Source organism: Rothia nasimurium (assembly GCF_928381705.1).
Lineage (GTDB): Bacteria > Actinomycetota > Actinomycetes > Actinomycetales > Micrococcaceae > Rothia > Rothia nasimurium_G.
In genome coordinates this window covers 1-25,449 of record NZ_CAKMSR010000014.1, presented here as the reverse complement: position 1 = coordinate 25,449, position 25,449 = coordinate 1, and the positions used below count along the sequence as shown (strand labels likewise).

Genomic DNA, 25,449 nt, shown 5'->3' with positions numbered 1-25,449 from the left:
TGTGTGCTTATGTGGGTTTTTTGGTAGACTGGGGGCATAAACGCGCGCGGGCTCCACGGCCCGATCAGCAACCGGCTGTAGCGCTATATAGCCATTTTCATTTCTCATCCTTCAAGGAGCATTTTCATGGCTTTGATTACCGCAGTTCACGCTCGTCAGATTCTTGACTCACGCGGCAACCCCACCGTTGAGGTTGAGGTTCTGCTCGAAGACGGCGCTTTTGGCCGTGCAGCAGTTCCCTCAGGCGCATCCACTGGTGAGTGGGAGGCCGTGGAGCGCCGCGACGGCGACAAGGCTGTTTACCTGGGCAAGGGCGTCCTCGGCGCTGTCTCTGCAGTGATTGAAGAAATCGCTGAAGAGGTTATCGGCATCGACGCCACCGACCAGCGCGCTGTTGACGCAGCCATGATCGCCCTGGACGGCACCAACAACAAGGGCAAGCTCGGCGCAAACGCTATCCTCGGCGTTTCCATGGCCGTTGCTAAGGCAGCAGCTGAGTCTTCAGACCTGCCCCTCTACAAGTACCTGGGTGGCCCCAACGCTCACGTTCTGCCCGTTCCCATGATGAACATCCTCAACGGTGGCTCACACGCTGACTCCAACGTTGACATCCAGGAATTCATGATCGCCCCCATCGGCTTCGACACCTTCTCCGCTGCCCTGCAGGCTGGCGTTGAGGTGTACCACGCTCTCAAGAGCGTTCTGCACGACCGTGGCCTGTCCACCGGTCTGGGCGATGAGGGTGGCTTCGCTCCCAACCTCGACTCCAACGCTGCAGCTCTTGACCTGATCATCGAGGCCATCGAGAAGGCCGGCTACAAGCCCGGTGAAGAGATTGCCCTGGCTCTGGACGTTGCTTCTTCCGAGTTCTACAACGACGGTGCCTACGACTTCGAAGGCCAGAAGAAGTCAGCAGCTGAAATGTCTGCTTACTACGCTGACCTGGTTGCTAAGTACCCCCTCGTTTCCATCGAGGACCCCCTGGACGAGAACGACTGGGACGGCTACAAGACCCTCACCGCCGAAATTGGCGACAAGGTTCAGATCGTTGGCGACGACCTCTTCGTGACCAACCCCGAGCGTCTGGCTCAGGGCATCGAGGGTGGAGCTGCTAACGCCCTGCTCGTAAAGGTAAACCAGATTGGTTCACTGACCGAGACCTTCGACGCTATGAGCATGGCTCAGCGCAACGAGTACCGCTGCATGGTTTCACACCGTTCCGGTGAGACCGAAGACGTCACCATCGCTGACCTGGCTGTTGCTACCAACGCCGGCCAGATCAAGACCGGTGCTCCCGCCCGCTCCGAGCGCGTTGCTAAGTACAACCAGCTGCTGCGCATCGAGGAAGAGCTCGGCGATCAGGCTGTTTACGCAGGCAAGGGTGCTTTCCCCCGCTTCGCAAAGTAGTCTGCCCACTCTCTAAGGTAAGAGAGTAAGGACGCCCGTGCCCCGGCCAGGTTGCCCCTGGTCGGGGCACTGCCCTTTAAGGGCGAAGGCAGGACCGTTCAGCGGGTGCCCAGTTCAGGCGGTAAAATAGGAAGCTCACGGACGAGAGGGCAGGAAGAGCACATTATGGCACGCACACCGGGTAAGAAACCCAACCCCATCGCAGCCTTTTTCGGCTTCGGCCTGGGCAAGCCAGCGTCCGCCCCCTCCCGGGAAAAGCAGGCTAAATCCCGCCGCGCCCGGGCAGCTAAGCCCCTGCGTGCTGAGACCGCAGAAACCCCCGCACAGGAGCTGGCCACCCCGGTAGCCGCCCACTCCTTTAGCGGGCACTTCATCACTTTCGCCATCGTGCTGGTGATCATCGCCCTGTCGGTCTACAACCCCCTGACCTCCTTTATCCGTCAGAACAACGAAATCAACGACGCCAAAGCCAGCATCGCTGCCCTGCAAGCCGAGCAGGACTCACTAAACGCCCAGGTCAGCTGGTGGCAGGACGACAACTACGTCAAACAACAGGCTAAAAGCCGTCTCTTCTACGTACAGCCGGGGGAGACCCCCTACCTGGTCGTGGGTCTGGACTCCACCAGCGAACTAGCGGATGACACCAGCGCATCGGCTAAAACCGCCCCCGAAGACTCCTGGACCACCAAACTCTGGGGCTCCCTGCAACTAGCTGCTGAAGACACCTCCGTCAGCAGCCCCGCCCCCGGCACCTCAAGCAGCCCCAGCGCCAGCCCCTCAGCTAGCTCTAGCGCTACCGCCACCAACCGCTAGCGCCGGTAGACTAGAGAAACCAGCACCATCTTCTAAGGACACCATGACCACACCCGCGAGCACCGACCACCAGCCCCACGGCTTCGGCGTCACTGCCGAAACCCTCACCCCCACCGAGCTTGACCTGAAAGTGCTCTCAGCCCAGCTAGGTCGCACCGTGCGCGATGTCGTGGAAATCCCGGCCCGCTGCGTCTGCGGCAATCCCCTGGTAGCCGCCACCGCCCCGCGCCTGGCCAACGGCTCACCCTTCCCCACCACCTTCTACCTGGCCCACCCCGTCATCACCGCCGCAGCCTCCCGCCTCGAAGCGGAGGGCGCCATGTACGAGATGACCGATGAAGTCACCGATGACGAGAGTAAGGCAGCCGCCTACCGGGGCGCCCACGAGAACTACCTGGCAGAGCGCGAACGTATTCGCGTCAAGGCCGGTCTAGAAGAAGTACCCGAAATTGAGGGCGTTTCAGCCGGTGGCATGCCCACTCGCGTCAAGTGCCTGCACGCCGTGCTCGGCCACACCCTGGCCGTAGGCCGCGGCATCAACCCCTACGGCGACGCAACCCTCGACCTTATCGCTGAGTGGTGGACCCCCGAAACCTGCCACTGCGACCCCGCCTGGCGCAACTAGCCGCCCACCGGCGTCCGCCCCCATACATCACCTATACCTGCCCTACGAGTCACCGGGAGTAACCATGCGCGTTGGCGCTATCGACTGCGGAACCAACTCAATTCGCCTGCTCATCGCCGAGGCCGAAGCCACCGAACACGGCTTTGTGCTCACCGACCTTGAGCGTCACATGAAGATCGTGCGCCTGGGCAAGGGCGTGGACGCCACCGGCTGGCTAGCCAAAGAATCCCTGGAACGCACCTTCGCCGCGGCCCGCGAATACGCCGACCTGCTGCGCGAGTACGGGGTAGAGCAGGTGCGCTTTGCCGCCACCAGTGCCACCCGGGACGCGGGCAACCGCCAAATCTTTATCGACGGAATCCGCGAGATTCTTGGGGTAGAACCCGAGGTCATTACCGGCCGTGAAGAGGCCGAGCTTTCCTTTGCCGGGGCTGTCTCGTCCGTGGGCAATACCGAGGAGATGACTCTGGTAATTGACCTGGGGGGTGGCTCCACCGAGTTCGTGCTGGGAAACAAGGACGGCCTGGTCGCAGCTCGCTCGGTTGATATCGGCTGCGTGCGCATGACCGAACGCCATATCAGCTCTGACCCCGCTAACGTCACCCAGGTTGCCCGCGTCATTGCAGATACCGACCGGGCCATCGCAACCGCCAGCGCCTCTGTCGATTTGTCTGCTGCCCGCCGCGTCGTGGGTGTGGCCGGAACCGTCACTACCGTAGCTGCCCACGCGATGGGTCTTGACTCCTACGACCCCGAAAAGATTGACCGGGCCGAGATCGCGATCAAGGACATCTCCCGCACCGCAGCCGACATGGTAGCGATGACTAGCGCCGACCGCGCCACCCTACCCTACATGCACGAGGGCCGCGTAGACGTCATTCCGGCAGGCTCCGTCGTCTGGGCCCGCATCGTTGAACGCATCAGCACCCTGACCGGGGGAGCGGTTACCAGCGCCATTGCCTCAGAAAAAGATATTCTCGACGGCCTGGCCCTCTCGGTAGCCGAACGCGCCAGCCGCTAGGAGCCGCCCATGGCCTTTCGGCGACTCTCCACCGGCACCGCCCTGCTCACCAGCGGACTTGCCCTCACAACGGCCCTGGCCCTAGGCGTCCTACCGGCTCGTGCCACCACCGCTAGCCCCTCTGCCAGTGCTAGTCCCACAGCCAGTGCTTCAGCTACGGCGACGTCTAAGGCTAGTGCCAGCCCCAGTGCCCTGGCCTCGGTGCCCACCATCGCTACCCCCAAGGGCGACTCTATCCGTGCCCGTCAGTACTGGCTGACCCAGTACGGCTTTACCGACCTGTGGAAGCAGACCACGGGTAAGGGGGTGACGGTGGCTGTGATCGATACCGGTGTGGACGGCACCCACCAGGACCTGGCCGGTAACGTAGAAAGCGGCTATGACGCCTCGACCGGAACGACCAAGAATAAGGGCTGGAAGGGCCTGGGTATTGAACCCGAGCACGGTACCCTGGTTGCCTCGGTCATCGCAGGGCACGGCCACGATGACGGAACCACCCCAGCTAACTCCGGTGAACCCGGGGACTCAGCCGGCATGATCGGCGTAGCCCCAGACGCCACAATCCTGCCCATTGCCCTAGAACTCGGTACCACCGGTTCCACTACCCGCTCGGTCGATGAGCAGATTCCCGACGCCGTGCGCTACGCCGTCGACCAGGGAGCAGATATCATCAATCTGTCTGTTGGATCCGATAAAACCAGCTGGCCCCAGTCCTGGGACTCAGCCTTTGCTTACGCCGAAGAAAAAGGCGTCATTATCATCGCTTCTGCCGGCAACCGCGGTGCCGGCCTCACCCAAGTGGGCGCCCCCGCTACCATGCCCGGGGTGCTGACCGTCGGCGGTGTAGATAAGAACAAGCAGGATTCCTGGTCCTCATCCTCCCAAGGCATCTCTATAGCGGTATCTGCTCCCAGTGAGTCCATGATCGGCGCTATCCCCAACAACAAGTACGCCACCTGGTCAGGCACCTCAGCGGCCGCTCCCATCGTCGCCGGTCTTGCTGCCCTCATCATGGAGGAATACCCCGACCTGACCGGCAACCAGGTGATCCAGCGCATCATCGCTTCCAGCGACGATGCAGGGGTGGACGGACGCGACGCCCTCTACGGCTACGGCATCATCAACCCCAAGGCTGCCCTCGCCGAATCGACTCCAGATGACACCGATACCAACCCGTTGGGCTCCATGAGCGACTGGATTAACGTCCACCGCAAAACCACCGCTTCAGCTGCCCCCAGCATCAGTGAAACCCCCGTCCACCAGGCCGGTGAAACCATCACCGAGGCAGCCGCCCCCGCACCCGTCCGCCCCGTTGAAGACTCCGGCATCCTGCCCTTCATCGTGCTGGCATCCTTCACCCTGTGGGTTGGCATCATCACCTTCGGCTCCATCCACCAGCTCACCAACATCATCAAACGCAGCCGTCGCCGCTAGCCCGCGCCCACCTCATCTAGTCTTCATCAAATCTTCACCCCGCTCTGAAAGGCTAGACACCGGCAGGGCAAGAAACGCTCACAGCAAATACACCGCCCAAAACTATGCTTAAACCCCGCAAAAGTGGCAATATAAGCATGGAGACTTTTTGCCGGAACACCGGCACTACACCAACAGGAAGTTAACTCGCATGGCATTCAACAAGATTGCACAGGACCGCCCCCGCGTCCTTATCGTCGGCGGCGGCTACGTCGGCTTCACCGTCGCAAAGAAGATCCAGAAGGTCATCAAGGAGTCCGGCGGCGTCGTCACCGTTGTCGACCCCAACCCCTACATGACCTACCAGCCCTTCCTCCCCGAAGTTGCAGCAGGCTCCATGGAAGGCCGTAACGCCACCGTACCCCTGCGCCAGCACCTGCGCGACTCAGAAATCATCGGCGGCCGCGTCGTAGCCATCAACCACGCTACCAAGACCGCGACCATCGAACCCATCAACGCCGGTGAAACCTTCGAACTGACCTACGACGAAATCGTCCTGGGCGCAGGCGCTGTTACCCGTGCCTTCCCCATCCCCGGCCTGGCCGAGGTTGCCATCGGCATGAAGACCGTTGAAGAAGCAGTCTCTGTTCGCAACTGGGTTCTCGAGCGCATCGAAATCGCCTCCCTGACCACCGACGAGGACGAGCGCCGTCGCGCCCTCACCTTCGTCATCGTCGGCGGCGGTTTCGCGGGTGTTGAAACCATTTCCGAACTTGAAGACATGGCCCGTGAAGCTGTTAACCGCAACGACCGCCTGCGCATCTCAGACCTGCGCTTCGTCATGGTTGAAGCAGCCCCCCGCATCATGCCCGAGGTCCCCGCAGACCGCGCCGAAAAGGTTGTCGCTGAACTGCGCGCCCGCGGCATCGAGGTCCTGCTTAACACCTCACTCTCCGACGCTACCGACGGTCACCTGCAGCTCATCAACATGGGCGACAAGTCACCCGCCGGTGAACTCGATACCGACACCCTAATCTGGACTGCCGGCGTAGCAGCGTCCCCCATGCTCAAGGACACCGACTTCCCCATCGACGAGCGCGGCCGCGTGCGTGTGCAGGCTGACCTGCGCGTTGCTGGCGATGAGGGCATCATCGAGGACGCCTGGGCAGCAGGCGACAACGCAGCTGTACCCGACCTCTCCGGTGGCGGCGTCGGCGGCTTCTGCGTACCTAACGCCCAGCACGCCTCCCGCCAGGCTCTCAAACTGGCAGAAAACCTGCTGGCCAAGCGCCGCGGCGAAGCTCTGACCGACTACTACCACGAGACCATCGGCGTTGTCGCCGGCCTGGGTCTGTGGAAGGGTGTAGCTAACTTCAAGGGCAAGACTATTGGCGGCCCCCTGGCCTGGCTCATGCACCGTGGCTACCACGGTACCGCTATCCCCACCACCGAGCGTACCGCCCGTGTTATGGCCACCTGGGCCCTGAACCAGATCTTCGGCCGTGACACCTCATCGATCCGTCACCAGCGTTCACCCCGCCGTGCCTTCCAGCAGGCTACCGGCACCGCACCCGAGAAGACCAAGGCAAAGCTCTAGGAACTTTTCTGGTATAAATGTATAAGCGATAGCGCTCGCTGGGGTTCACCCGGCGGGCGCCCGCTCAAGGCCCTATAGCCCAATTGGCAGAGGCAGAGGACTTAAAATCCTTGTGTTCCGGGTTCGAGTCCCGGTGGGGCTACACAAAAGAGAGTACGCCATAATGCGCGAAGCGCAGGCGTACTCTCTTTTTTGTAGCCTGGCGTTAAGCGTGCGGGTAACACTTGCATTGCATATCGTTAAACGATAATATCGATAAACAATAGTATTGAAAAACAATATGTGGTTGGTGTTGAGGTTGACAGGAGCAATCGCCGTCCGACCTGGAAGGAAGCAAGCATGTCTACTGGTCTCCCCAGAAAGAAAAGTTTTTGGTCGATGGATGTAACTGCACTAGCTCTGCTCTGCAGCCTGTTTCTCGTCACCTACATCCTGAATGTATTTATCGATCAGAAGTTTCATACCTTCCTCAGCCCGGCCATCGAAGGCGGAATCAGCTTTGACCTGGCAGCCGGAGGTCCCTTTGCATATCTTATGGCAGGCTTTGTGCTTAAATCGGTGAGCCTGTTTGTTGCTATCTGGGGTATGTGGTTCATATTGAATCGCATTAAGAGGGGGCAGTTATACTCCCAAAAGACGTCACAAGGTGCTGCTCTTGTAGCTTATGCAGTGCTTGGCTGGCTAGCTGGCAGCGGAGTTGAAGATATGGGTAATAACTTCCTGGCACACCGCCTTGGCTTGGACGAGCAGTGGAGTGGCGGCTTGCTCACCAATACTTCAGTCATGGTTCTTGTCTTCCTGTTGCTTGCAATGCTCTACGTGCTGCAACGGTCGATTCGTCAGGCTGTTGAGCTTCAGAAAGAGATCGATGACCTTGTCTGATTCGATTGAAAGTAGCGGTAAGTATATCCATTGCAATCTGGGTGTTTTGCTGGAGCAACGTTCTATGACGCTGCTTGAGCTATCAGACCGGGTTGGGGTGACAGTTGCTAATCTTTCTAAACTCAAAAACAATCGTGCGAAAGCTATACGGTTTAGTACGCTCCTTGCTATTTGTGATGTTCTAGAATGCTCGCCGGGCGACCTTTTGAGTATTGAATAGGGAAATAACCGCGACTGTCACTCAGCCCCCTCCGGGGGAGGAGGATGTGGATCATAAGTAAGACATTGTTTTGTTCACCCTATTCGTTTTCTCTTGACCCCGAGATAATCTATAGGGTCAAGAGAGAACGAGTAGGGTGAAGTTCTGGGTTCGGGAAAAGGACGCTGCGGCAGTAGTAGCTGCGGCTCCTAGGGTTTTCGATAGAGTAGAAGCTATGAAGACACCTCATCTCTACGCTGTTGACCTCGATGGAACCCTGCTCACCGACCACAAGACCTATAAGCACGAGCAGCTGGATCACGTCCTGACCCTGCTAGCTGAGCAGGGATCCTCCCTGGCGGTAGCAACGGGTAATCAGATGCCGAAAATTGAGCAGTACCTGGCCGGTCACGAGCACCACGAGAACCTCTACTACATTGCAGAGAACGGTGCCGTTATCCATAACCAGGGCACTGATTTAGCCCTGTGGGGTTTTACCCCCGAATTGGTTCAACAGTGTCTGGCAGCCCTGGAAGGCTTCCCGGCCCTGGGTATTATTTTGTCCTGCCGCCATCACTCCTTTGTGCCCAGCGACAGCCTGGCAACCATCGCAGGGCGAGTATATGAACAGGTGACTAAGGTGGGAATCGATTTACCCGGGTGGGACCCGCAGGATCCCATTACGGCCATCCGTCCTTTCTACCCCAATGTGGAAGCCATCGATGACCCGAGCACTATCACCGAAACCGTGGTGAAGATTGCCCTGAACGCTGACCCCGGTGAAGGTATCTATGAGACCATTGAGAAACTTCATGCCGCCCTGCCGGCAGGGGTTGCGGCAACTTCCAGCGGGTTTGGTGCTATCGACCTGATTATCGAGGGCAACCACAAGGGGCACGGCCTGGCCTGGTTGGCTGACCACCTGGGGCTGAGCGCCGAACAGACCACGGCCTTTGGCGACTCTGGCAACGACCTTGAAATGTTCCGCTACGCCGGGCGCGCTATCGCCATGGAGCACTCCGACCCGGCCCTCGCCCCGGTCACAGACCTAACCATTGGCTCCAACAACGACGGAGCCGTCCTCGACTTCCTCGAAGCCGAACTCACCACCTAACCCCAGCCGCTCACGCCCTGAGAAAAACGGGCAGAAATACCGGCCAAGATTCGGTAGGGTAGAAGACAAGACATTTACCACGACTACTTATTACCACTAGGAGACAACAGCCGTGGCAGGTAACCCCCTGATTAACAACATGACTAAGCCCGCTGGCGATCCCCGCTTCGGGCAGTTCGGTGCTGGCGGCACCACTACCGCCAACCCCTATGGCCAGCAGGCTCAGAGCCCCTACGGCACCTACCAGCAGGGTAGCTACACCCAACAGGCTCCCTATGGCTACGAGAACCAGCAGGTGTCGGCTGGCCAGCTCAACGACATGTACAACGCCGGTACCGCTGGTCCGGTTGATACCAACCGCATCACTATCAACGACATCATCATGAAGACCGGCCTGAACCTGGGTCTGGTTGTCGTGGGTGCTGTCCTTGCCTGGTACATGCCCGTCCTCATGTTCGTCGGTTTCATTGGCGGCCTGGTGCTGGGCTTCGTCAACGCCCTGAAGAAGAAGGTCTCACCTGCCCTAGTGATGACCTACTCGGTCATGGAAGGTCTGCTGGTTGGCGGTATCTCTCGGAAGTTCGAGGCTTCCTACCCCGGTATCGTGGTTCAGGCTGTTCTGGCAACCGTCATCGTATTTGCAACCATCCTGGCGCTCTACAGCTCCGGTAAGGTGCGGGCAACTCCCAAACTGACCCGCTTCTTTATGATTGCAACGATTTCCTACGCCGTCTTCTGCCTAGTCAACCTCGTTGCCTCCTTCTTCTTCGACTTCAACGCCCGCGGTGTTGAGGTAATGGGTATTCCCCTGGGTCTCATCATCGGTCTCTTCGCCGTGCTGCTGGCTACCTACTCCCTGCTGCTGGACTTCACCCACGCTTCTGACGCCATCAAGATGGGCGCCCCCGAGCGGGAATCCTGGCGCATTGCCTTCGGCCTGATCGTGTCACTGGTCTGGCTCTACATCGAGATCCTGCGCGTTCTCTACTACGTACGCTCTATGGCAGATGACTAAAATTTAGGCTCTCTCCTAGCCTGCTAGGAAAGAAGCGCAGCCCGGGGTAGAAGCACCTCTGCTTCTGCCCCGGGCTTTTCTGTGTCGTGCCCCAGCAGCGGGGGAGGGGCTGGAGATTCCGGCAGGACGCACCCGCCCGGCTTCATGGGGCGAGTTTGGTCACGCTTGTGCCCGGGATACGGGCAGGCAAGGGACAGATAGTAAGGAAACGTGGGAAGATAGAAAGTATGAGTGTCATTATTCCTGAACCCCCTGCTCGGCAGAGTGAATCTGACCGTCAGGTGCCTTTTGCCTTGCAGACGGCAGCAGCCTGGTCTTGGCGACTGATGATTGTAGGTATCGTTGCTGCAGCCCTCTACTGGATGCTGGCCAAGATCTCCCTCATCGTCATTTCAATCATGATTGCGGCCCTGCTGGCCGGTCTCATGTCGCCGGTTGTTTACTTCCTCCGTCGCAACCGAATCCACGCCGGTATCGCTACCGCAATCACTGAACTGGGCCTTATCGCCGGTGTCATTGGTCTGCTAGCACTGGTAGGCCAGCAGCTGACCGCTGGTTTCTCCTCCCTGTCTGACCAGGTTGTCGAAGGTTGGAACCAGATTGTTGCCATGCTCAACAACCTGCCTATCGACCTGGGGGCAGACAAGATTGACCAGTACATCAGCCAGCTGGTCACCACCTTGCAGGACAACACCTCCAGCATCCTCAACGGGGTAGCCAGCGTAGGTTCTACCGCAGCTGATATCGGTACCGGCATGGTAATTGTTCTCTTCACCCTCATCTTCTTCCTCATGGAAGGTGAACGGATTTGGCTCTTTATCGTCAAGCTCTTCCCCCGCAATGCCCGTCGTGCTGTCAACGGTGCTGGCCGTCGCGGCTGGACCTCACTGGTTTCCTATGTGCGTGTGCAGGTCTTCGTGGCTGCCGTTGATGCTATCGGTATTGGCCTCTCAGCCTTCTTCCTGGGCGTCCCCCTGGCGCTGCCCCTGGGCGTCCTGGTCTTCCTGGGCTCCTTCATTCCCGTCGTCGGTGCGCTGCTGACCGGTGTTATCGCCGTCCTGCTAGCCCTGGTCGCTAACGGCCTGGTCAACGCCCTTATCATGCTGGCCATGGTGCTGATTGTGCAGCAGATTGAATCCAACATTCTTCAGCCCCTGGTGATGGGTAAGGCAGTTGCTCTGCACCCCCTGGCTGTCGTTATCGTTGTGGTCGCAGGCTCTATGCTCTACGGCATCGTCGGTGCCCTCTTCGCCGTGCCCGTCCTGGCCGTGGTCAACACTGTGATCCGCTACCTGTCTGGCCACGAATGGGAGCACGACCCCCATATTCGCGAGGAGGAGTTCCTCTACCCCCACGAGATTAAACGCCGCGAGAAAAAGGCAATCGCAGAGAAGGTCAAGGAACGTCTCAACCGCATTAAGGAAGCCGAAAAGGCCGATGAAGATGCTCTAGAGGCCATTAACAACGGCGCCCAGAAATAAGAGACAAGACGAGGTAACGATGCAAGAAGCACCCGCCCCGGTAGAGCTCCCCGTGAGCCTAAGTCAAATTGAAGACGCAGCCCGCCTACTCGACGGCGTCATTGAGCGCACCCCCGTGGCCCACTCACGCGCCCTGAGCGAGCAGATTGGCTCCGAGGTCTTCCTCAAATGTGAGAACCTGCAGCGCTCAGGCTCCTTCAAGGTACGCGGCGCCTACGTGCGCATGGCTAAGCTCACCGAGGCTGAAAAGGCCGTGGGCGTGGTGGCAGCATCGGCAGGTAACCACGCCCAGGGCGTGGCGCTGGCAGCCTCCCGCCTGGGCATCGCCGCCCGCATCTACATGCCCCAGGGTGCGGCCCTGCCCAAGATTGCAGCGACCCGCAGCCACGGGGCCGAGGTCGTGCTACACGGCGTGAACGTGGACGAAGCCCTGGCAGAAGCCAAACGCTACGCCGAAGAAACCGGTGCTGTCTTTGTGCACCCCTTCGACAACGAAGACATCATCGCAGGCCAGGGCACCCTGGGCCTAGAAATCCTGGAACAGGTTCCGGACGTCGACACCATCTTGGTGGGTGTCGGCGGCGGCGGCCTGCTGGCTGGGCTCTCCATCGCGGTGCGCTCGCTGGAAGAAAAGCTGGGTAAGAAAATCCGCATCATCGGCCTCCAGGCTGAGCACGCGGCAGCCTACCCGCCCTCTCTCGCGGCAGACGCCCTGGTGCCCCTGAAAAAGGTCTCCACCATCGCCGACGGCATCGCGGTGGGCCGCCCCGGCCAGCTCCCCTTCACCATCATCAAGAACCTGGTGGACGACGTGCACACCGTCTCTGAAGACGAAATTGCCCGCGCCCTCATCTTCCTGATGGAACGCAACAAGCTGGTCGTTGAACCGGCAGGCTCGGTCTCTGTAGCGGCACTGATGAGCGGCTCTCTCAAAGAAAAGTACGGCGACCTAGGCACCACGGTCTGCCTGCTCTCGGGAGGCAACATCGACCCCATGCTCATGCTCAAGGTGATTCAGCGAGGCCTGTCGGCTGCGGGTCGCTACATGACCATCAAGCTCATGCTCAACGACCGCCCCGGCGAGCTCACCACCATCTCCCGCATTATCTCGGAGCACGACGCCAACGTCACCGGTGTGGACCACACCCGCCTGGGTGGCGCCCTCTCCATGGGCGATGTCTCCATCACCATCGACATGGAAACCAAGGGTGTAGAGCACTGCCAGGAAGTCATCGCGGCCCTAGAAGCTGAGGGCTACAAGCCGATTGTGGTTTACTAAAAGATTTCTGAGACGCAGAATATTTGCCTTTGCCTGCGACCCTCTCACCGGTTCGCTGCGCTCACAAGTGATTCACGCCAGCCCCGAAAGCCAGCAGGCTGACGGCAAATATCCTGCGCCTGAATCTTTGCCCCTCAACGCAAACTGAAGCCCGGGCGTCCGCCCCTGTAGAAAGGGGAAGGACGCCCGGGCTTCGGTTTATCTACCGGCGGGCAGGTTTAGCCCTGGAAAGGCTTAGCAGAGACAATCTTGACGGGGATCTGCTTGCCGTTGGGGGCCTCGTAAGAAAGCTCGTCGCCTACCTTGTGGCCGTTGATAGCGGCGCCCATGGGGGACTTCTCCGAGAAGACCTGCAGGTCGGAGCCACCGACCAGGGTGTCGGCTACTTCGCGGGAACCGAGCAGGAAGGTCATGGTCTTGCCGGCGATATCGGCTTCAACGACCATACCGGGCTCAACTACGCCGTCATCGGCTGCGGGCTTGTCTGATACCTGGGCGGTTTCGAGCAGGTGCTGCAGCTGCTTGATACGGCCCTCGTTCTTGCCCTGCTCTTCGCGGGCTGCGTGGTAGCCGCCATTTTCCTTGAGGTCTCCCTCGTCGCGGGCCGCTGAGATACGGTCGATGATTTCCTGGCGGTAGGGGCCGGAGAGGTGCTCAAGCTCAGCCTTGAGCTTGTCGTAGGCTTCCTGAGTGAGCCAAGCGCCTTCGTTTTCTGCCATGTGTTTACTCCTTGTCAGCAAGGCCCCGAAACCATTGTGGCTGGGGACCCTGTATGCGGACGGGGCTAGTGAGGGCCCCGCGTAAAAGGTCAGTCGTGAGCCTAGTCTACCCATAGGCGGGGTAAGCTCCCTAACTTTACCCCTAGAGAGAAAGGGAGTTAGTCAACCTTCCAGCAGCTATCGACGGTGGCTGTGGTTGCTTCGCCCAGTACCCTGAACTGAACGGTCTGCACCGAAATGCCGTTGCCGTTTTCATCGGCGTAGGGGCCAATCGCGACTTCTTTCCAGCCGACGGGGGCACCCGAGGTATTGAGGGCCTTGACCGCACAGACCGCGGTATCTTCGGCCCGTTTGCTGACCTCAAAGGTTACTGAGACTTCGTCGGCACTGGTCAGGGTAAAGCCAACGTCGCGGCCGGTGGGCTCGTCGCTGGAGTCAGCCTGCACCCAGAACACAAAAGCGCCCCCCACAAGTACCGCTACCAGGGCCAGCGCATACCAGAACCACTGGGGCAGGGCTCGGTGCTGGCGGACGGTGCCGTAACGGGCAGATAGGTCAGGGGCGGTCATCAAGCCCACACCTTTCATACGGGGTAACAGAGAAGGAGGGCGGCTCCGCTAAGACGGGTAGAATTGACCAGTGTCTTTGAATGCGGGCCTTCCTCATTTACGATACCCCAAACATTACTCGAGCCACCTTCGCACAAATGGAGTTTTGCATGAGCAGCACTGAATCACCTGCACCCGGTTTTGACCCGTCCCTGCTGGCCCCCCTGAAAGAGGACTACACCGGCCTGCGCATTCTGGCCGTTCATGCCCACCCCGACGACGAATCCTCCAAGGGTGCCGCCACCATGGCTGCCTATGTAGCCCGAGGTGCCCGCGTGATGGTGGCGTCCATGACCGGTGGCGAACGGGGAGACATCCTCAACGAAGCGGTCAAGAGCAACCCGGCTGCCCACCGCGATTTGGCGGGCGTCCGCCGTCTTGAGATGAAGCGGGCCGCCGCCGTGCTGGGTATTGAGCACCGCTGGATCGGTTTTGTTGATTCGGGCCTGCCCGAGGGCGACCCCCTGCCCCCGCTGCCCTACGGCTCTTTTGCCAGCCTACCCCTGGAGCAGGCGTCCGCCCCGCTGGTGCGCCTGGTACGGGACTTTAAGCCCCACGTCATCCTCACCTACGACGAAATCGGCGGCTACCCCCACCCCGACCACATTATGACCCACCGGGTCTCCATGGAAGCCTTCGAGAGGGCGGGGGACGCGGACGCCTACCCCGGTACCGGTGAGCCCTGGCAGGTTTCCAAAATCTACTACGACCGGGCCTTCAACTACGACCGCATGCTGGCCTTCCACCACTATCTCGAAGAAGCAGGCCTGGAGTCACCCTTCGCGCAGTGGATCGCTATGTCAATGGAAGAAGACATTGAGGGGCACCGCCCGCCGGTCTCCCGCCACCAGACCACCACCCGGATCTCATCGGCAGACTTCTTTGAGAAACGAGATGAGGCCCTGCACGCCCACCAGTCCCAGGTCGCCCCGGACTCAGCCTTCTTTGCCGTCTCTCCCGAGATGCAGCGTAAAATCTGGCCCTTCGAAGACTACGTGCTGGCCCACAGCCGAGTGAAGAGCGAGGTACCGGAAACCTGCTTCTCAACCGGTATCGACTACCGCTCCTAAAGACAGGAAAGGCCCAGCCCCACCGCGTAGAATAGGGGTGACCGCCTAAAGGCGGCCCCTGCGCCCCAGACCCAGACCAGAGGAAACCTTGACAGTGTCAGCCCTGATCCCTCCAACACTTACGATTCTTGCAGCCGAAGCGACCCCCACCGTCATTACCACGGTCAACCCCGACGGGTCCTTCCGCGGCTCACCCGGTATCGTGGGCTTCATCGTCACCTTCTGCCTGGCCCTGGCTATCGTACTGCTGGGGCTCGACTTGACCCGGCGCGCTCGCCGTCTGCGCTACCGTAGCGAATACGCTATTGCCCGTGAGGCTGAGGAGCGGGCGGCTGCTGAGGCTGCGGCCCAGGGGAAAACCGAGGAGCCCGTACACGCCACCGTGCGCGATGAGGCTGTGGTAGCTCAGGATCATCTGCGCCGCCCCCACTAGGTTCTTGAGGGAAGAGAAAATAAGGACGCCGCACCCCGGCCGGGTGCGGCGTCCTTGAGGTATAGGGGCTGTTTGCTCGGTCTAGAGGAAGATGCAGAACATCACGGCGATGTAGTGCTGGATAAAGCCGAGCACGGTAAAGACGTGGAAGAGCTCGTGGAAGCCGAAGATCTGCGGGGCCATGGCGGGGCGTTTGGTGCCGTAGAAGATGGCTCCGATGATGTAGCTGGCTCCGCCGGTGGCGATGAGAACGGTAGCGACGGGGGAGACCTGCCAGAAGTCGCCCAGGTAGAAGACCGCCATCAGGCCCATGACAACGTAGATGGGGGTGTAGAGCCAGCGGGGGGCTCCGGTCCAGAAGACCCTGAAGAGGGTGACGGAGAGGGCACAGCCCCAGATGCTCCAGAGCAGGATGGCCTGCTGGGTGCCCTCAAGGAGGGTCAGAGCTACCGGGGTATAGGTGCCCGCGATGAGCAGGGTGATATTGGCGTGGTCGAGCCGCTTGAGGAGCATGCGAACCCTGGCTGACCAGAAACCGCGGTGGTAGATACCCGAGATACCAAAGAGCAGGACGCCGGTGAGGGCAAAAATAGCGCAGCCGACGCCGACGATTCCGCCGCCGGAGAGAGCAATGAGCACGATGCCGGCGATAAAGGCTACGGGCGCAAAGCCTGCATGAATCCAGCCACGGAGTAGGGGTTTGCCGTTCTCATTGTAGAAATCGATGATTTCGCGTTGCACATCGGTCAGTCGGTCAAGCATGCCCTGGTGGGGTGCGGCTGATGAACCGGAGGTCTGGGAGCGGTGAACACGTGAAGCCATATATTTAGTATGGCAGGTCAAAATAAGCGCGGTCTAGGGGGTAGCTAGAAGCTGAAATAACAGGCAGGGAGCCGGGGCACGGTGTCCGCCCACCTGCGCAGAGGAGGGCAGGGGCCTGCCCGAGCCCGCCTTGCAGGTAGAATGAGCAGGGTAAAGACAACCTGCCACCCCACAACCAGGAGCAGCACATGAAGCTACCGCAGCCACTGTACACGGTGTATGAGCGGTCCCTGATTTCTGCGATTCCAGCGGAGAAACTGCCCCAGCACATCGGTGTGCTGGTCGATGGTAACCGCCGCTGGGCTGCCCTTTTGGGGGAGAGCACCAAGCACGGCCACGAGGCCGGTGCTGCCCGCATCATCGAGTTTCTCGGCTGGTGCACGGAATTAAAGATTCCGATGGTGACCCTCTATATGCTGTCTACCGAGAACCTGAAGCGCAGTAGCGATGAGCTGAATGACCTGGTTGAGGTAATTGAGGGGTTCGTGGGGCGTCTGACCGCCAGCGGCCTGGCTCGGGTTCGCCCGGTGGGTCAGCTGGAATCCCTGCCAGCGAGTTTGCGGTCTGCCTTTGAGGTGGCTGTTGAAGAAACGGCGGCGGTCAGCGGGCTGCAGGTGAATATCGCTGTTGGGTATGGCGGGCGCCAGGAGATTACGGACGCTGTGCGCGGCCTCCTGCGTGAGGCGGCAGCTTCCGGCCGGAGCCTTGAAGAACTCGCTTCAAGTCTGACCAGCGACGATATTTCCCGCCATCTCTACACCAGCGGTATGCCCGATCCGGACCTGCTGATCCGGACCTCGGGAGAACAGCGCCTTTCTGGTTTTATGACCTGGCAGTCGGCCTACTCCGAGTTTTATTTCTGCGAGGCCCTGTGGCCTGACTTCCGCCGGGTTGATTTCTTGCGGGCCCTGCGCGATTACGCCCAGCGTCAGCGCCGGTTCGGTTCCTAAGGCTGGCCGGGGCGGCTATGCTCGAACAGATATATAGCCTAGCGGCAGAAGGGCTGGGCGGACGCTGGCAGGCGGCCTTGGCTGCCCTGCTTTTGGCCTGGGTGCTGGTGTGCTACCTGGTGGCAGCGGCCCGGCTGTGGGTTATTGATGTGCGCGAACACCGCCTGCCCGACCGTATCGTGCTACCCCTCTATGCCCTGGTGGGCCTACCTCTTTTCGGGGCCATCGTGCTGGTGGCACCCGGTCCTTTTACCCAGGCGCGGCAGACTGCCTACGGGGCAGCGGTGATGTTTGGCTTGTATGCGCTCATGCGCCTGGCATCCCGCGGGGCGCTAGGCCTGGGGGACGTAAAACTGGCCGGAGTTCTAGGTCTTCTGCTCGCCTATTTCTCGCCCCTGAACCTGCTCTGGGGCAACCTGCTCATTTTTCTGACCGGCGGCCTATATTCCCTCGTACTCATACTGGCTCGTCGGGCTACAGGCCGCACCCACATAGCTTTTGGGCCCTTCATGCTTCTTGGCACCACTGTTGCCCTGCTCTTTCCCGCAACCTAGCTGACCTTGAGTGCCTGCTGCCTTGGGGCGTCCGCACCGGGTGCCTGCCCACGAAAGGAAAATATGCCTACCCCACAATTTATTACCGATCTGCGAGCCAAGATTGGCTCCGACATGCTCTGGCTTTCGGGCGCTACTGCCGTAATCCAGCGGGATAACGGCGACATTTTGCTGGTGCGCCGCAGCGATACCGGGGCGTGGACGCCGGTGACCGGCATCGTCGACCCCGGCGAGAACCCCGCCCTGACCTGCCTGCGCGAAGCTGAAGAAGAAGCGGGCGTCATCATCGAGGTGGTGGGTTTTGCCCAGCTGAAAGCCGACCCGCCCATGACCTTCGACAACGGGGACCGCTGCCAGTTTCTGGATCACACCTTCTACTGCCGCTATGTCTCGGGGCAGGCCCGGGTCAACGACGAGGAATCGAGCCAGGTGCGCTGGGTGCCGGTGGACCAGCTGCCTGACTACTGCAGTGAGCGCATGCTCGATAGAATCGACGCCGCCCTGCACTGGCAGAACGGCGCCCGATTCGATCTAGAAGCCAGATAATTAGGCCTCGGCTGAGAGCTTACGCAGGAGCTCCACCAGCACAGTGCGTTCAACCGGTGTGAGCTTCTCAGCCCACCGAGCTTCTACCGCATTCTGCTGGCTAAATATACTTTCGATAAAGCTGGTGCCTCGGTCCGTGAGTTCTAAGAGGGTGCCACGCCCGTCATCGGGGTCTTTGGCCTTAGTGATCAATCCTTTTGTTTCTAGGGGCTTACTGATATTAGAGACAGCAGCCCTGGTCATGCCGGTGATATTAGCCAGGGAGCTAGCGGACGTCGCCCCCGAGTTCCAGAGGGCAAAAAGCACCCGGTAGGCAGCCCAGGAGCTACCGGCAGGGCGGTGCACTTTCGACTCAAAATCGTGGGTGATGGCCACAGACGCGCGGTTCAGCGACATGGCAAGCAGGGTAGCGTCAACATTGACGGGTTCCTCTAAACCACCGAGGTTCTCGGTGACCTGGTCGATGAAAGACCAGTAAGTGTGGTTACGGGGTGATGGTTCCATTCCTTAAGCCTACTCACTGGGCGGCTGTGAGAGAAAAATAAGCCGCCTATTACAGGCTAAAGCATGCGAGCAGCACCTTTCACCGGTCTAGTCTTGACCGACATGGCGCCGGGGGCTAGTCTCTAAGAAAATCATGAGATAGCCGGTGCAGCGACGCTGCTGCAGAAGGAAGAAACATGCAGACCCACAACAAGGACGTTGTCATTATCGGTGCTGCCCGCACCCCCCAGGGCAAGATTATGGGGGCCCTTTCATCGTTGAGCGCCGTTGAACTGGGCACCCGGGCTCTGGCTCAGGCGCTCAAGGCCAGCACTCTAGCCCCTGAACAGGTTGAAGCTGTGATTTTTGGCCAGGTGGTTCAGGCCGGTGCGGGGCAGAACCCCGCCAAACAGACCGCAAGTGCTGCCGGTATCCCCGTGGCTACCCCTGCGGTGACGGTCAATAGCGTTTGCCTCTCGGGTCTACGCGCGGTGATAGATGCCGCCCGGCTGATTCGCTCGGGCGAGGTTCAGGTCGCTGTGGCGGGCGGCCAGGAGTCCATGTCTCGTGCCCCGTTCTTACTGCCGGATTTCCGTGCGGGCAGGGTCTTCGGTGCTACCAGCGTGCTCGATGCCGTTGAGCGTGATGCCCTCACCGATGCCCAGAGCGGGGAGTCGATGGGCGTGCTGACCGAGGGGTCTAACGCCCGTTTTGAGGTGACCCGCCAGGAGCAGGACGCCATCGCGGCCGCTTCCCACCAGCGGGCCCACGCCGCGGCGTCCGCCGGGCTTTTTGATGCCGAAATTGCCCCGGTGCAGGTGAAAGGACGCAAGGGGCAAGTCACAGAGGTCAGGGCGGATGAAGGAGTGCGCGAGGGAACCACGGTCGAGGTACTCGCTCAACTGCCGCCTGCTTTTGAGCAGGGCGGCACGATTACCGCGGGGAATGCTTCCCCGCTCTCTGACGGGGCAGCGGCCCTGGTGCTCTCAAGCCGCGAATTTGCTGAAGCGAACGGAATCAAGCCGCTGGCCACCGTCCTCGCCTGGGCTAATACCGCTGGCCCCGAGAACGTGCTGCACTATCAGCCCTCCCGCGCTATCGCCGCCGCTCTTGACAAGGCTGGGCTAACCGCGGCCGACCTAGACCATGTGGAAATCAACGAGGCTTTTGCTGCGGTTTCTGCGGTCTCTGCCCGTGAACTCGGTCTTGACCTGCAGAAGGTCAACCCCCATGGTGGTGCTATCGCTCTGGGGCATCCGGTGGGAGCGTCCGGTGCCCGCCTGGTGGTTCATGCCGCCCATACGCTTGCTGGCGGAGGGCATGGGGAGCACGCGGCTGTTGCCCTCTGCGGCGGGGGAGGGCAGGGCGACGCGCTCATTCTGAGGGCAGTCTAGGGGGAGAAAGGGCAGGCTCCTGGGTCTCTTTAATCTTTTTCTCCAAAGAATCATGCTCTTCTCGGGCATCCTGGAGAGCCTGCTCTAGAACTGCACGCCTAAAGTCCTTCCCCATATCTCCTGTTTGCAGATATTTTCTGTATTTTTTGTAGATGTAAGACGCGGTGCGGTGATTTGCTACAATAAGAATAGGTGGAATGATAAGAGCGGTGATAATAAAAATATTTGGATTGTCTCCCCTGATTACCATTTCGGTAAATGCTAGATGTATAAAAATATTTATTGTAAATAATATTGCACCGAAGAGTGTGGTTGGCCTGTAGTATGCTTTTTGTTCCCTTTTCTCCAGTATGTCTTCCCTGGTTTCTCTGGTTGCCTTTTCGTATAAATCTCCCAGGTAGAATATTTGAAGGGAAAAAATAAATATTACAATAATGATGTTTTCTGCGGATAAATTTCTTATGGTTTCAATCGGGTTATATTTATTGAATAGGGTCGCAATAAGTATTATAAATAATGAGGATGTTACTAGGGGAATGCTTGTGAAGAGAAGGAAGAGATGAGAAGCCCACCTGCTTTTCGCGTATCTAAGGTAGGCCCTGATTCTGTGGAATTCTTTGGCTCCTGCTAGACTTGCTACCTCTTGTGAATTGGTCTTGTTGTCACTAACTTCTTCGAGTTGACCCTCCAGATTTCTTATATTTTCTTGATTTTTAGCCTTTCGTTCGCTGAGCTTAGATGTATCAATTGGCGGGTAGGCTGAGATGAGATAGAATATATAGGCGGATGCTAGATAGAAGATGAATTCACCAAAGCTTAGTTGACCTCTATCTTCTTGGAAAAAGTAGAAGTTCATGCAAATTAAGGAGTATATGCATAAAACTGAAGATAGGTTAGACACTCTATTTTCGATGAAGCTTCTTGTTTTTTCATCTTTTTTGTTTAGCTGAATCCTATTGGCAAGGGTTGTTGCAATGTAGAGGGTGGCGAGCACGCCGGCGGCTGCTAGGAAATCAACTGGCTTGATGACAATTCCTGAGATAAACCTTGTGGTATTTAAGATATCTTCTGGAGATGCATTTTCCTGTCCTTCAATGAGTCCTTTATCTATTAATAGGTGCGGTCTAAGTGAAATCAATACAGTGCATCCGCTGAGTATTATAGATAAAAATATTTTTTGTAGGAACCTGTTTTCTATAACTTTTTGAATCATATTAAAATATTTTCTGTGAGAGTGCCCGGCACCCCAATATCGGAGTGCCGGGCACTGTCCTATGAGAACTCCCTAGATAGGGGAGCGGGGCTGGGGCTTAGAAGTTACCCAGCATCTTAGTGACGTCTAGGGCCTCGTCGAGCTGGGCCTCGGTGACCTCGCCGCGCTCAACATAACCCAGGGCGATGACGGCCTCGCGCACGGTGGTCTTGTTAGCCACCGAGTACTTGGCGATCTTGGCTGCTGCCTCGTAGCCGATCAGCTTGTTCATGGGGGTGACGGTTGAGGGGGATGCCTCAGCCAGGAATCGAGCCCGCTCCACGTTGGCTTCCAGGCCGTCAATCATCTTGTCTGCCATCACGCGGGAGGTGTTGGCCAGCAGGCGGATGGACTGGAGCAGGTTGGCAGCCATGACGGGGATACCCACGTTCAGCTCGAAGGCGCCGTTGGTGGAAGATAGGGCGATGGTGGTGTCGTTACCGATCACCTGGGCACAGACCATAATGGCTGCTTCACAGATCACGGGATTGACCTTGCCAGGCATGATGGAGGAACCGGGCTGCAGGTCGGGGATGTGCAGCTCGCCCAGGCCGGTGTTGGGGCCTGAGCCCATCCAGCGAATATCGTTGTTGATCTTCATGAAGGAGTAGGCGATATTGCGCAGCTGGCCGGAGGCCTCAATCAGGCCGTCACGGTTGGCCTGGGCCTCAAAGTGGTTGCGGGCCTCGGTCAGGGGCAGGCCGGTTTCTTCAGCCAGCAGTTCAATGACGCGGGCGGAGAAGCCGTCGGGGGTGTTGATGCCGGTGCCCACAGCGGTACCGCCCAGGGGGACCTCGGCGACGCGGGGGAGGGAAGCGTGGATGCGCTCAACCCCGTAGCGGACCTGGGCTGCGTAACCGGAGAACTCCTGGCCCAGGGTCACAGGGGTGGCATCCATCAGGTGGGTGCGGCCGGACTTGACGACGTCCTTGAACTCCACAGCCTTACGCTCCAGGGACTCAGCCAGGTATTCCAGGGCCGGAACCAGGTCCTTGAGCAGGGCCTCGGTGGCAGCTACGTGCACGGAGGTGGGGAATACGTCGTTGGAAGACTGGGAAGCGTTGACGTGATCGTTGGGGTGGACCTCGACGTCCTGGCCCTCCAGAGCCTGGTTAGCCAGGGTCGCCAGCACCTCGTTGGTGTTCATGTTGGAGGAGGTACCAGAGCCGGTCTGGAAGACGTCGATGGGGAAGTGCTCATCGTAGTCACCGGCAGCAACCTTATCTGCAGCATCGCGGATAGCGGCGGCGCGGGTGGCGTCAAGAACACCCAGCTCTTCGTTGGCGCTTGCTGCTGCCTTCTTAATGAGGGCTAGGGCGCGGATGTGGGCAGACTCCAGTGTCTGGCCAGAGATGGGGAAGTTTTCAACGGCACGCTGGGTCTGGGCACGGTAGAGGGCATCTACGGGTACGCGGACCTCACCCATGGTGTCGTGTTCAATGCGGTATTCAGTGTTTTCAGCCATACTGCCTAGTCTAATACGCCACCGTGACGGCTGTCGCATTGGAGCCAGAAGATGACGGCCTACCAGATATCGTGTGTGGTAGGCGTTCAAATGATGGAGGTTAGCTGTGGGCTACAGTAATGTTTCATGTGAATATGAAACTTTTGAGTTTATGGAGGCTTAACTTGACCTTTCGCTTCAATCTAAAAATAATCGCAGCGGCTACAGCCCTTTCCTTGTGTGCCACCACCTTAAATGGGGTTACTGCTCAGGCCGGTACTTTTGAGGGGCGCATGCTAGAAGACCGTGCTACTCAAAACGTAGATTTATCATCTTTTGGGGGTGAGGATCCTGGTGATGTTCTCGTTGAAGATTCAGGTAACACTATTAACTACGTAGTTGATGAAGAAGGGCTTAGCGCGAACGTGGTGACTCGTTTGCTGGATGATGGTTCACTTACTGTTGAAGTGCATGGCGAGTGGGATGGGCAGGAAGTTTTTGAGGTCTTTGATGTTGAAAGTTTGACCTTTACAGGCAATTCGGATGAGGACTTCGTGGTGACCCTCGAGGGGCAACATACCCATCAAGAGATAGTTTTAGATAGTGAGGCTGCAACGACGCAGGCTATTCCAGCGATTGTTGTATTGGGATTTCTTGCTAGAGTGGGGCTTCGTGTTGCTCTCAACAAATTTGGTAAATCTCAGATAAAGAAAGCAGCGAAGTCTTATATCTTAAAACAGAATGCCAATAAGTGGAGTCATATCATGGCTCCGAAGCATTGCTGGGGTAAGGTTGGAGCCCGCTCTAAGGAGCAAGTTGCAGACTTGATGGGAAGGGCTATGGCTGAGGGGAATCATATGCCGTACAAACGTGGATCAAAAAAAGCTGTTCTAGCTTATAAGGGTAGGCAGGTTGTTGTAACCTATGCTGAAAATGGTGGATATATAAGTGATGGCTGGGTTGAACAAATTAGGGGGAAGTGCTGATGAAAATTAGTGAATTGAGATCTGTGATTGATTCTCTAGAGCATGGTGAGGAAGAACTGGCTATAACATTATTTTCTCAATTTTCTGGGCCTGAGTGGCTTGGGGAGCCTTATGAATGGAAGCAGGATAATGCTTTGAGGATGAGTGATTTTATCCAGAATATTGTTAAAATTTTACCAAAAGATACACCATCAATTAAGGTTGAGTACCTTGTGGAGAATTATCTTCTTGCCCTTGTTGATTTACCCAATTCAATAGATCTCGCAGCGACTGCTCTTGTTAATTTCTGGAATTCTCACAAGAGCATGGATATTGATTCTTTGATAAATTTCTTAAAACTGTTGTCTGAGCATCCGGATGGTGAAAATGTTCCCTCTATTGCTGCTGAAGCAGAAGGTCTTGGTTTTAACCTCGAATAGAAAGGGGGTGGAGCGCATTGGGGTGGGGAAAGGTGCTTGTATCATATTCTCCATTATAGTTATTGCTGTTATATTTGTTGGACCATGGAAAGTTAATCTGAGATTTTTGGGTATTGACCGCAGTGAGGGTGGTCAACACCAGGTCACGGTTTTTATTGACGATGGCTTGTCGGAATCTGATGGTGTAGAAGTAATCACACTTAATTCGGGAGGTTCCCCCGGGGAGCATTTTGATATATTGTGGAGGAGGTACAGCGCCAATGTGGGAGAACCTGAAGACGTCTTTGTGATTGATGTGGTTGGTGAAAACAAAATTGCTAACCCTGAGGATATTGCTAGGGCTATTAATCTTGCTATTGAAAAAAAGGCAAAAATAATAAATATTAGCCTGTCGACAATAAATTCTGATGTTTATCTTGAGCAGGCGGTGGAAAGAGCTGTTGATGAAGGGATAATAATAGTTTCATCGACAGCTAGTGGTCTAGAAAAAATACCTTCATACCCCGCGTCCCTTCCTGGTGTTATTGGTGTATACCCTAAGGCCTCTAATAATAAAAACTATTGGTTTTCAAATACCTATGGTGCAGATCTTGGAGTTGTGGTTGAACCTGAAGGGGGGTCATCTCTGGCAGCGGTACTTGTGACAGCGAAAATTAATCAGTGCGTTGATAATGAATTTCGCACTGAGCGTCAGGTGATTCAAGGCTTACTTGCATGTAGGGCGGGAGTTGCTGTAAGTCAGTAGAAATACAGGAATCTGTGAGGGGGATGTGTTTAAGTTGAGCTTAATGAGTAGGTGAGGCTTATTCAAAAGTCCCACCCGCAGCCAAAAACACCAACCCCCGCACCACCGCAAACACCCGCCCATACAACCCCAACGGCCGCCTAAACCCCGTATGAAGAATCCGCCAAGTCTTGATGTG

General features: G+C 57.9%; 27 protein-coding genes and 1 tRNA gene. 22 read left to right on the top strand and 6 right to left on the bottom strand.

What is annotated here, in order from left to right; genetic code table 11:
* The first annotated feature begins 126 nt into the window (after positions 1 to 126).
* From eno to ilvA, 13 genes are all read left to right on the top strand, one after another.
* The gene (gene eno, locus L6762_RS10740; protein WP_135013140.1) at positions 127 to 1,407 is read left to right on the top strand and encodes a phosphopyruvate hydratase; all 1,281 of its coding nucleotides are present in this window, start codon (positions 127 to 129) and stop codon (positions 1,405 to 1,407) included.
* Positions 1,408 to 1,572: 165 nt separating this feature from the next.
* Entirely contained in the window at positions 1,573 to 2,220 is a 648-nt protein-coding gene (locus L6762_RS10735) for an FtsB family cell division protein (protein WP_237187230.1), read from the top strand.
* A gap of 43 nt (positions 2,221 to 2,263) precedes the next feature.
* Positions 2,264 to 2,845, top strand: coding sequence for a DUF501 domain-containing protein (locus L6762_RS10730; RefSeq protein ID WP_237187229.1), 582 nt, complete (start codon positions 2,264 to 2,266; stop codon positions 2,843 to 2,845).
* Between the two features lie 64 nt (positions 2,846 to 2,909).
* Positions 2,910 to 3,866 (top strand): Ppx/GppA phosphatase family protein, encoded by a 957-nt coding sequence (locus tag L6762_RS10725; protein WP_237187228.1) that lies wholly within the window; start codon positions 2,910 to 2,912, stop codon positions 3,864 to 3,866.
* A gap of 9 nt (positions 3,867 to 3,875) precedes the next feature.
* Positions 3,876 to 5,300: a S8 family peptidase gene (locus L6762_RS10720; protein ID WP_237187227.1), complete on the top strand. Its 1,425-nt coding sequence runs from the start codon at positions 3,876 to 3,878 to the stop codon at positions 5,298 to 5,300.
* A gap of 190 nt (positions 5,301 to 5,490) precedes the next feature.
* A complete protein-coding gene (locus L6762_RS10715; protein ID WP_237187226.1) occupies positions 5,491 to 6,876 on the top strand; it encodes an NAD(P)/FAD-dependent oxidoreductase in 1,386 nt (461 codons plus the stop codon).
* A 68-nt stretch (positions 6,877 to 6,944) separates the two neighbouring features.
* Positions 6,945 to 7,018 (top strand) — tRNA-Leu (locus tag L6762_RS10710).
* Between the two features lie 197 nt (positions 7,019 to 7,215).
* Complete coding sequence (locus L6762_RS10705) at positions 7,216 to 7,758, top strand: DUF2975 domain-containing protein (protein ID WP_237187225.1); 543 nt, start codon at positions 7,216 to 7,218, stop codon at positions 7,756 to 7,758.
* On the top strand, positions 7,745 to 7,978 hold the full coding sequence (locus L6762_RS10700; RefSeq protein ID WP_237187224.1) for a helix-turn-helix domain-containing protein: 234 nt from the start codon (positions 7,745 to 7,747) through the stop codon (positions 7,976 to 7,978). The genes L6762_RS10705 and L6762_RS10700 overlap by 14 nt, the downstream gene beginning before the upstream one ends.
* 214 nt (positions 7,979 to 8,192) lie before the next feature.
* Positions 8,193 to 9,071, top strand: coding sequence for an HAD hydrolase family protein (locus tag L6762_RS10695; protein ID WP_237187223.1), 879 nt, complete (start codon positions 8,193 to 8,195; stop codon positions 9,069 to 9,071).
* A gap of 112 nt (positions 9,072 to 9,183) precedes the next feature.
* Positions 9,184 to 10,086 (top strand): Bax inhibitor-1/YccA family protein, encoded by a 903-nt coding sequence (locus tag L6762_RS10690; protein ID WP_237187222.1) that lies wholly within the window; start codon positions 9,184 to 9,186, stop codon positions 10,084 to 10,086.
* Positions 10,087 to 10,313: 227 nt separating this feature from the next.
* Positions 10,314 to 11,567, top strand: coding sequence for an AI-2E family transporter (locus L6762_RS10685; protein WP_237187221.1), 1,254 nt, complete (start codon positions 10,314 to 10,316; stop codon positions 11,565 to 11,567).
* Between the two features lie 19 nt (positions 11,568 to 11,586).
* The gene (ilvA, locus tag L6762_RS10680) at positions 11,587 to 12,846 is read left to right on the top strand and encodes a threonine ammonia-lyase (RefSeq protein ID WP_237187220.1); all 1,260 of its coding nucleotides are present in this window, start codon (positions 11,587 to 11,589) and stop codon (positions 12,844 to 12,846) included.
* A gap of 218 nt (positions 12,847 to 13,064) precedes the next feature.
* On the opposite strand, the gene greA is transcribed toward ilvA, so the two are convergent.
* Both greA and L6762_RS10670 read right to left on the bottom strand, forming a co-directional pair.
* Positions 13,065 to 13,565 (bottom strand): transcription elongation factor GreA, encoded by a 501-nt coding sequence (gene greA, locus L6762_RS10675; RefSeq protein WP_237187219.1) that lies wholly within the window; start codon positions 13,563 to 13,565, stop codon positions 13,065 to 13,067.
* A 158-nt stretch (positions 13,566 to 13,723) separates the two neighbouring features.
* Positions 13,724 to 14,134 carry a DUF4307 domain-containing protein gene (locus L6762_RS10670; protein ID WP_237187218.1) on the bottom strand — a complete coding sequence of 137 codons (411 nt, stop codon included), beginning with the start codon at positions 14,132 to 14,134 and terminating at the stop codon, positions 13,724 to 13,726.
* A gap of 149 nt (positions 14,135 to 14,283) precedes the next feature.
* Between L6762_RS10670 and mca the strand changes: the two genes are divergently transcribed.
* Both mca and L6762_RS10660 read left to right on the top strand, forming a co-directional pair.
* The gene (gene mca / locus L6762_RS10665; protein ID WP_237187217.1) at positions 14,284 to 15,243 is read left to right on the top strand and encodes a mycothiol conjugate amidase Mca; all 960 of its coding nucleotides are present in this window, start codon (positions 14,284 to 14,286) and stop codon (positions 15,241 to 15,243) included.
* A gap of 94 nt (positions 15,244 to 15,337) precedes the next feature.
* Positions 15,338 to 15,676 carry a hypothetical protein gene (locus L6762_RS10660; RefSeq protein ID WP_237187216.1) on the top strand — a complete coding sequence of 113 codons (339 nt, stop codon included), beginning with the start codon at positions 15,338 to 15,340 and terminating at the stop codon, positions 15,674 to 15,676.
* 81 nt (positions 15,677 to 15,757) lie between these two features.
* Here L6762_RS10660 and trhA read toward each other — a convergent pair whose 3' ends face one another.
* On the bottom strand, positions 15,758 to 16,498 hold the full coding sequence (gene trhA / locus L6762_RS10655) for a PAQR family membrane homeostasis protein TrhA (protein WP_237187215.1): 741 nt from the start codon (positions 16,496 to 16,498) through the stop codon (positions 15,758 to 15,760).
* 188 nt (positions 16,499 to 16,686) lie between these two features.
* On the opposite strand from trhA, the gene L6762_RS10650 reads away from it, so the two are divergent.
* The 3 genes from L6762_RS10650 to L6762_RS10640 all read left to right on the top strand — a co-directional run bounded on the left by L6762_RS10650 (position 16,687) and on the right by L6762_RS10640 (position 18,548).
* Positions 16,687 to 17,448 (top strand): isoprenyl transferase, encoded by a 762-nt coding sequence (locus tag L6762_RS10650; RefSeq protein WP_185173433.1) that lies wholly within the window; start codon positions 16,687 to 16,689, stop codon positions 17,446 to 17,448.
* 17 nt (positions 17,449 to 17,465) lie between these two features.
* Entirely contained in the window at positions 17,466 to 18,002 is a 537-nt protein-coding gene (locus tag L6762_RS10645) for a prepilin peptidase (RefSeq protein WP_237187214.1), read from the top strand.
* Between the two features lie 63 nt (positions 18,003 to 18,065).
* A complete protein-coding gene (locus tag L6762_RS10640; RefSeq protein WP_237187213.1) occupies positions 18,066 to 18,548 on the top strand; it encodes an NUDIX hydrolase in 483 nt (160 codons plus the stop codon).
* On the opposite strand, the gene L6762_RS10635 is transcribed toward L6762_RS10640, so the two are convergent.
* A complete protein-coding gene (locus L6762_RS10635) occupies positions 18,549 to 19,052 on the bottom strand; it encodes a MarR family winged helix-turn-helix transcriptional regulator (RefSeq protein WP_237187212.1) in 504 nt (167 codons plus the stop codon).
* A 176-nt stretch (positions 19,053 to 19,228) separates the two neighbouring features.
* Here L6762_RS10635 and L6762_RS10630 point away from each other — a divergent pair, with 176 nt between their 5' ends.
* The gene (locus L6762_RS10630; protein ID WP_237187211.1) at positions 19,229 to 20,425 is read left to right on the top strand and encodes an acetyl-CoA C-acyltransferase; all 1,197 of its coding nucleotides are present in this window, start codon (positions 19,229 to 19,231) and stop codon (positions 20,423 to 20,425) included.
* On the opposite strand, the gene L6762_RS10625 is transcribed toward L6762_RS10630, so the two are convergent.
* Both L6762_RS10625 and L6762_RS10620 read right to left on the bottom strand, forming a co-directional pair.
* Positions 20,406 to 21,638: a hypothetical protein gene (locus L6762_RS10625; RefSeq protein WP_237187210.1), complete on the bottom strand. Its 1,233-nt coding sequence runs from the start codon at positions 21,636 to 21,638 to the stop codon at positions 20,406 to 20,408. The two genes, L6762_RS10630 and L6762_RS10625, sit on opposite strands and share 20 nt — an antisense overlap.
* Positions 21,639 to 21,735: 97 nt before the next feature.
* The gene (locus tag L6762_RS10620) at positions 21,736 to 23,142 is read right to left on the bottom strand and encodes a class II fumarate hydratase (protein ID WP_237187209.1); all 1,407 of its coding nucleotides are present in this window, start codon (positions 23,140 to 23,142) and stop codon (positions 21,736 to 21,738) included.
* 134 nt (positions 23,143 to 23,276) lie between these two features.
* Between L6762_RS10620 and L6762_RS10615 the strand changes: the two genes are divergently transcribed.
* The 3 genes from L6762_RS10615 to L6762_RS10605 are packed head-to-tail and all read left to right on the top strand — an operon-like array spanning position 23,277 to position 25,271.
* Positions 23,277 to 24,107: an SAR2788 family putative toxin gene (locus L6762_RS10615; RefSeq protein WP_237187269.1), complete on the top strand. Its 831-nt coding sequence runs from the start codon at positions 23,277 to 23,279 to the stop codon at positions 24,105 to 24,107.
* 23 nt (positions 24,108 to 24,130) lie between these two features.
* A complete protein-coding gene (locus L6762_RS10610; RefSeq protein WP_237187208.1) occupies positions 24,131 to 24,526 on the top strand; it encodes a hypothetical protein in 396 nt (131 codons plus the stop codon).
* A gap of 7 nt (positions 24,527 to 24,533) precedes the next feature.
* On the top strand, positions 24,534 to 25,271 hold the full coding sequence (locus L6762_RS10605) for a S8 family serine peptidase (protein WP_237187207.1): 738 nt from the start codon (positions 24,534 to 24,536) through the stop codon (positions 25,269 to 25,271).
* Positions 25,272 to 25,449 lie beyond the last annotated feature (178 nt).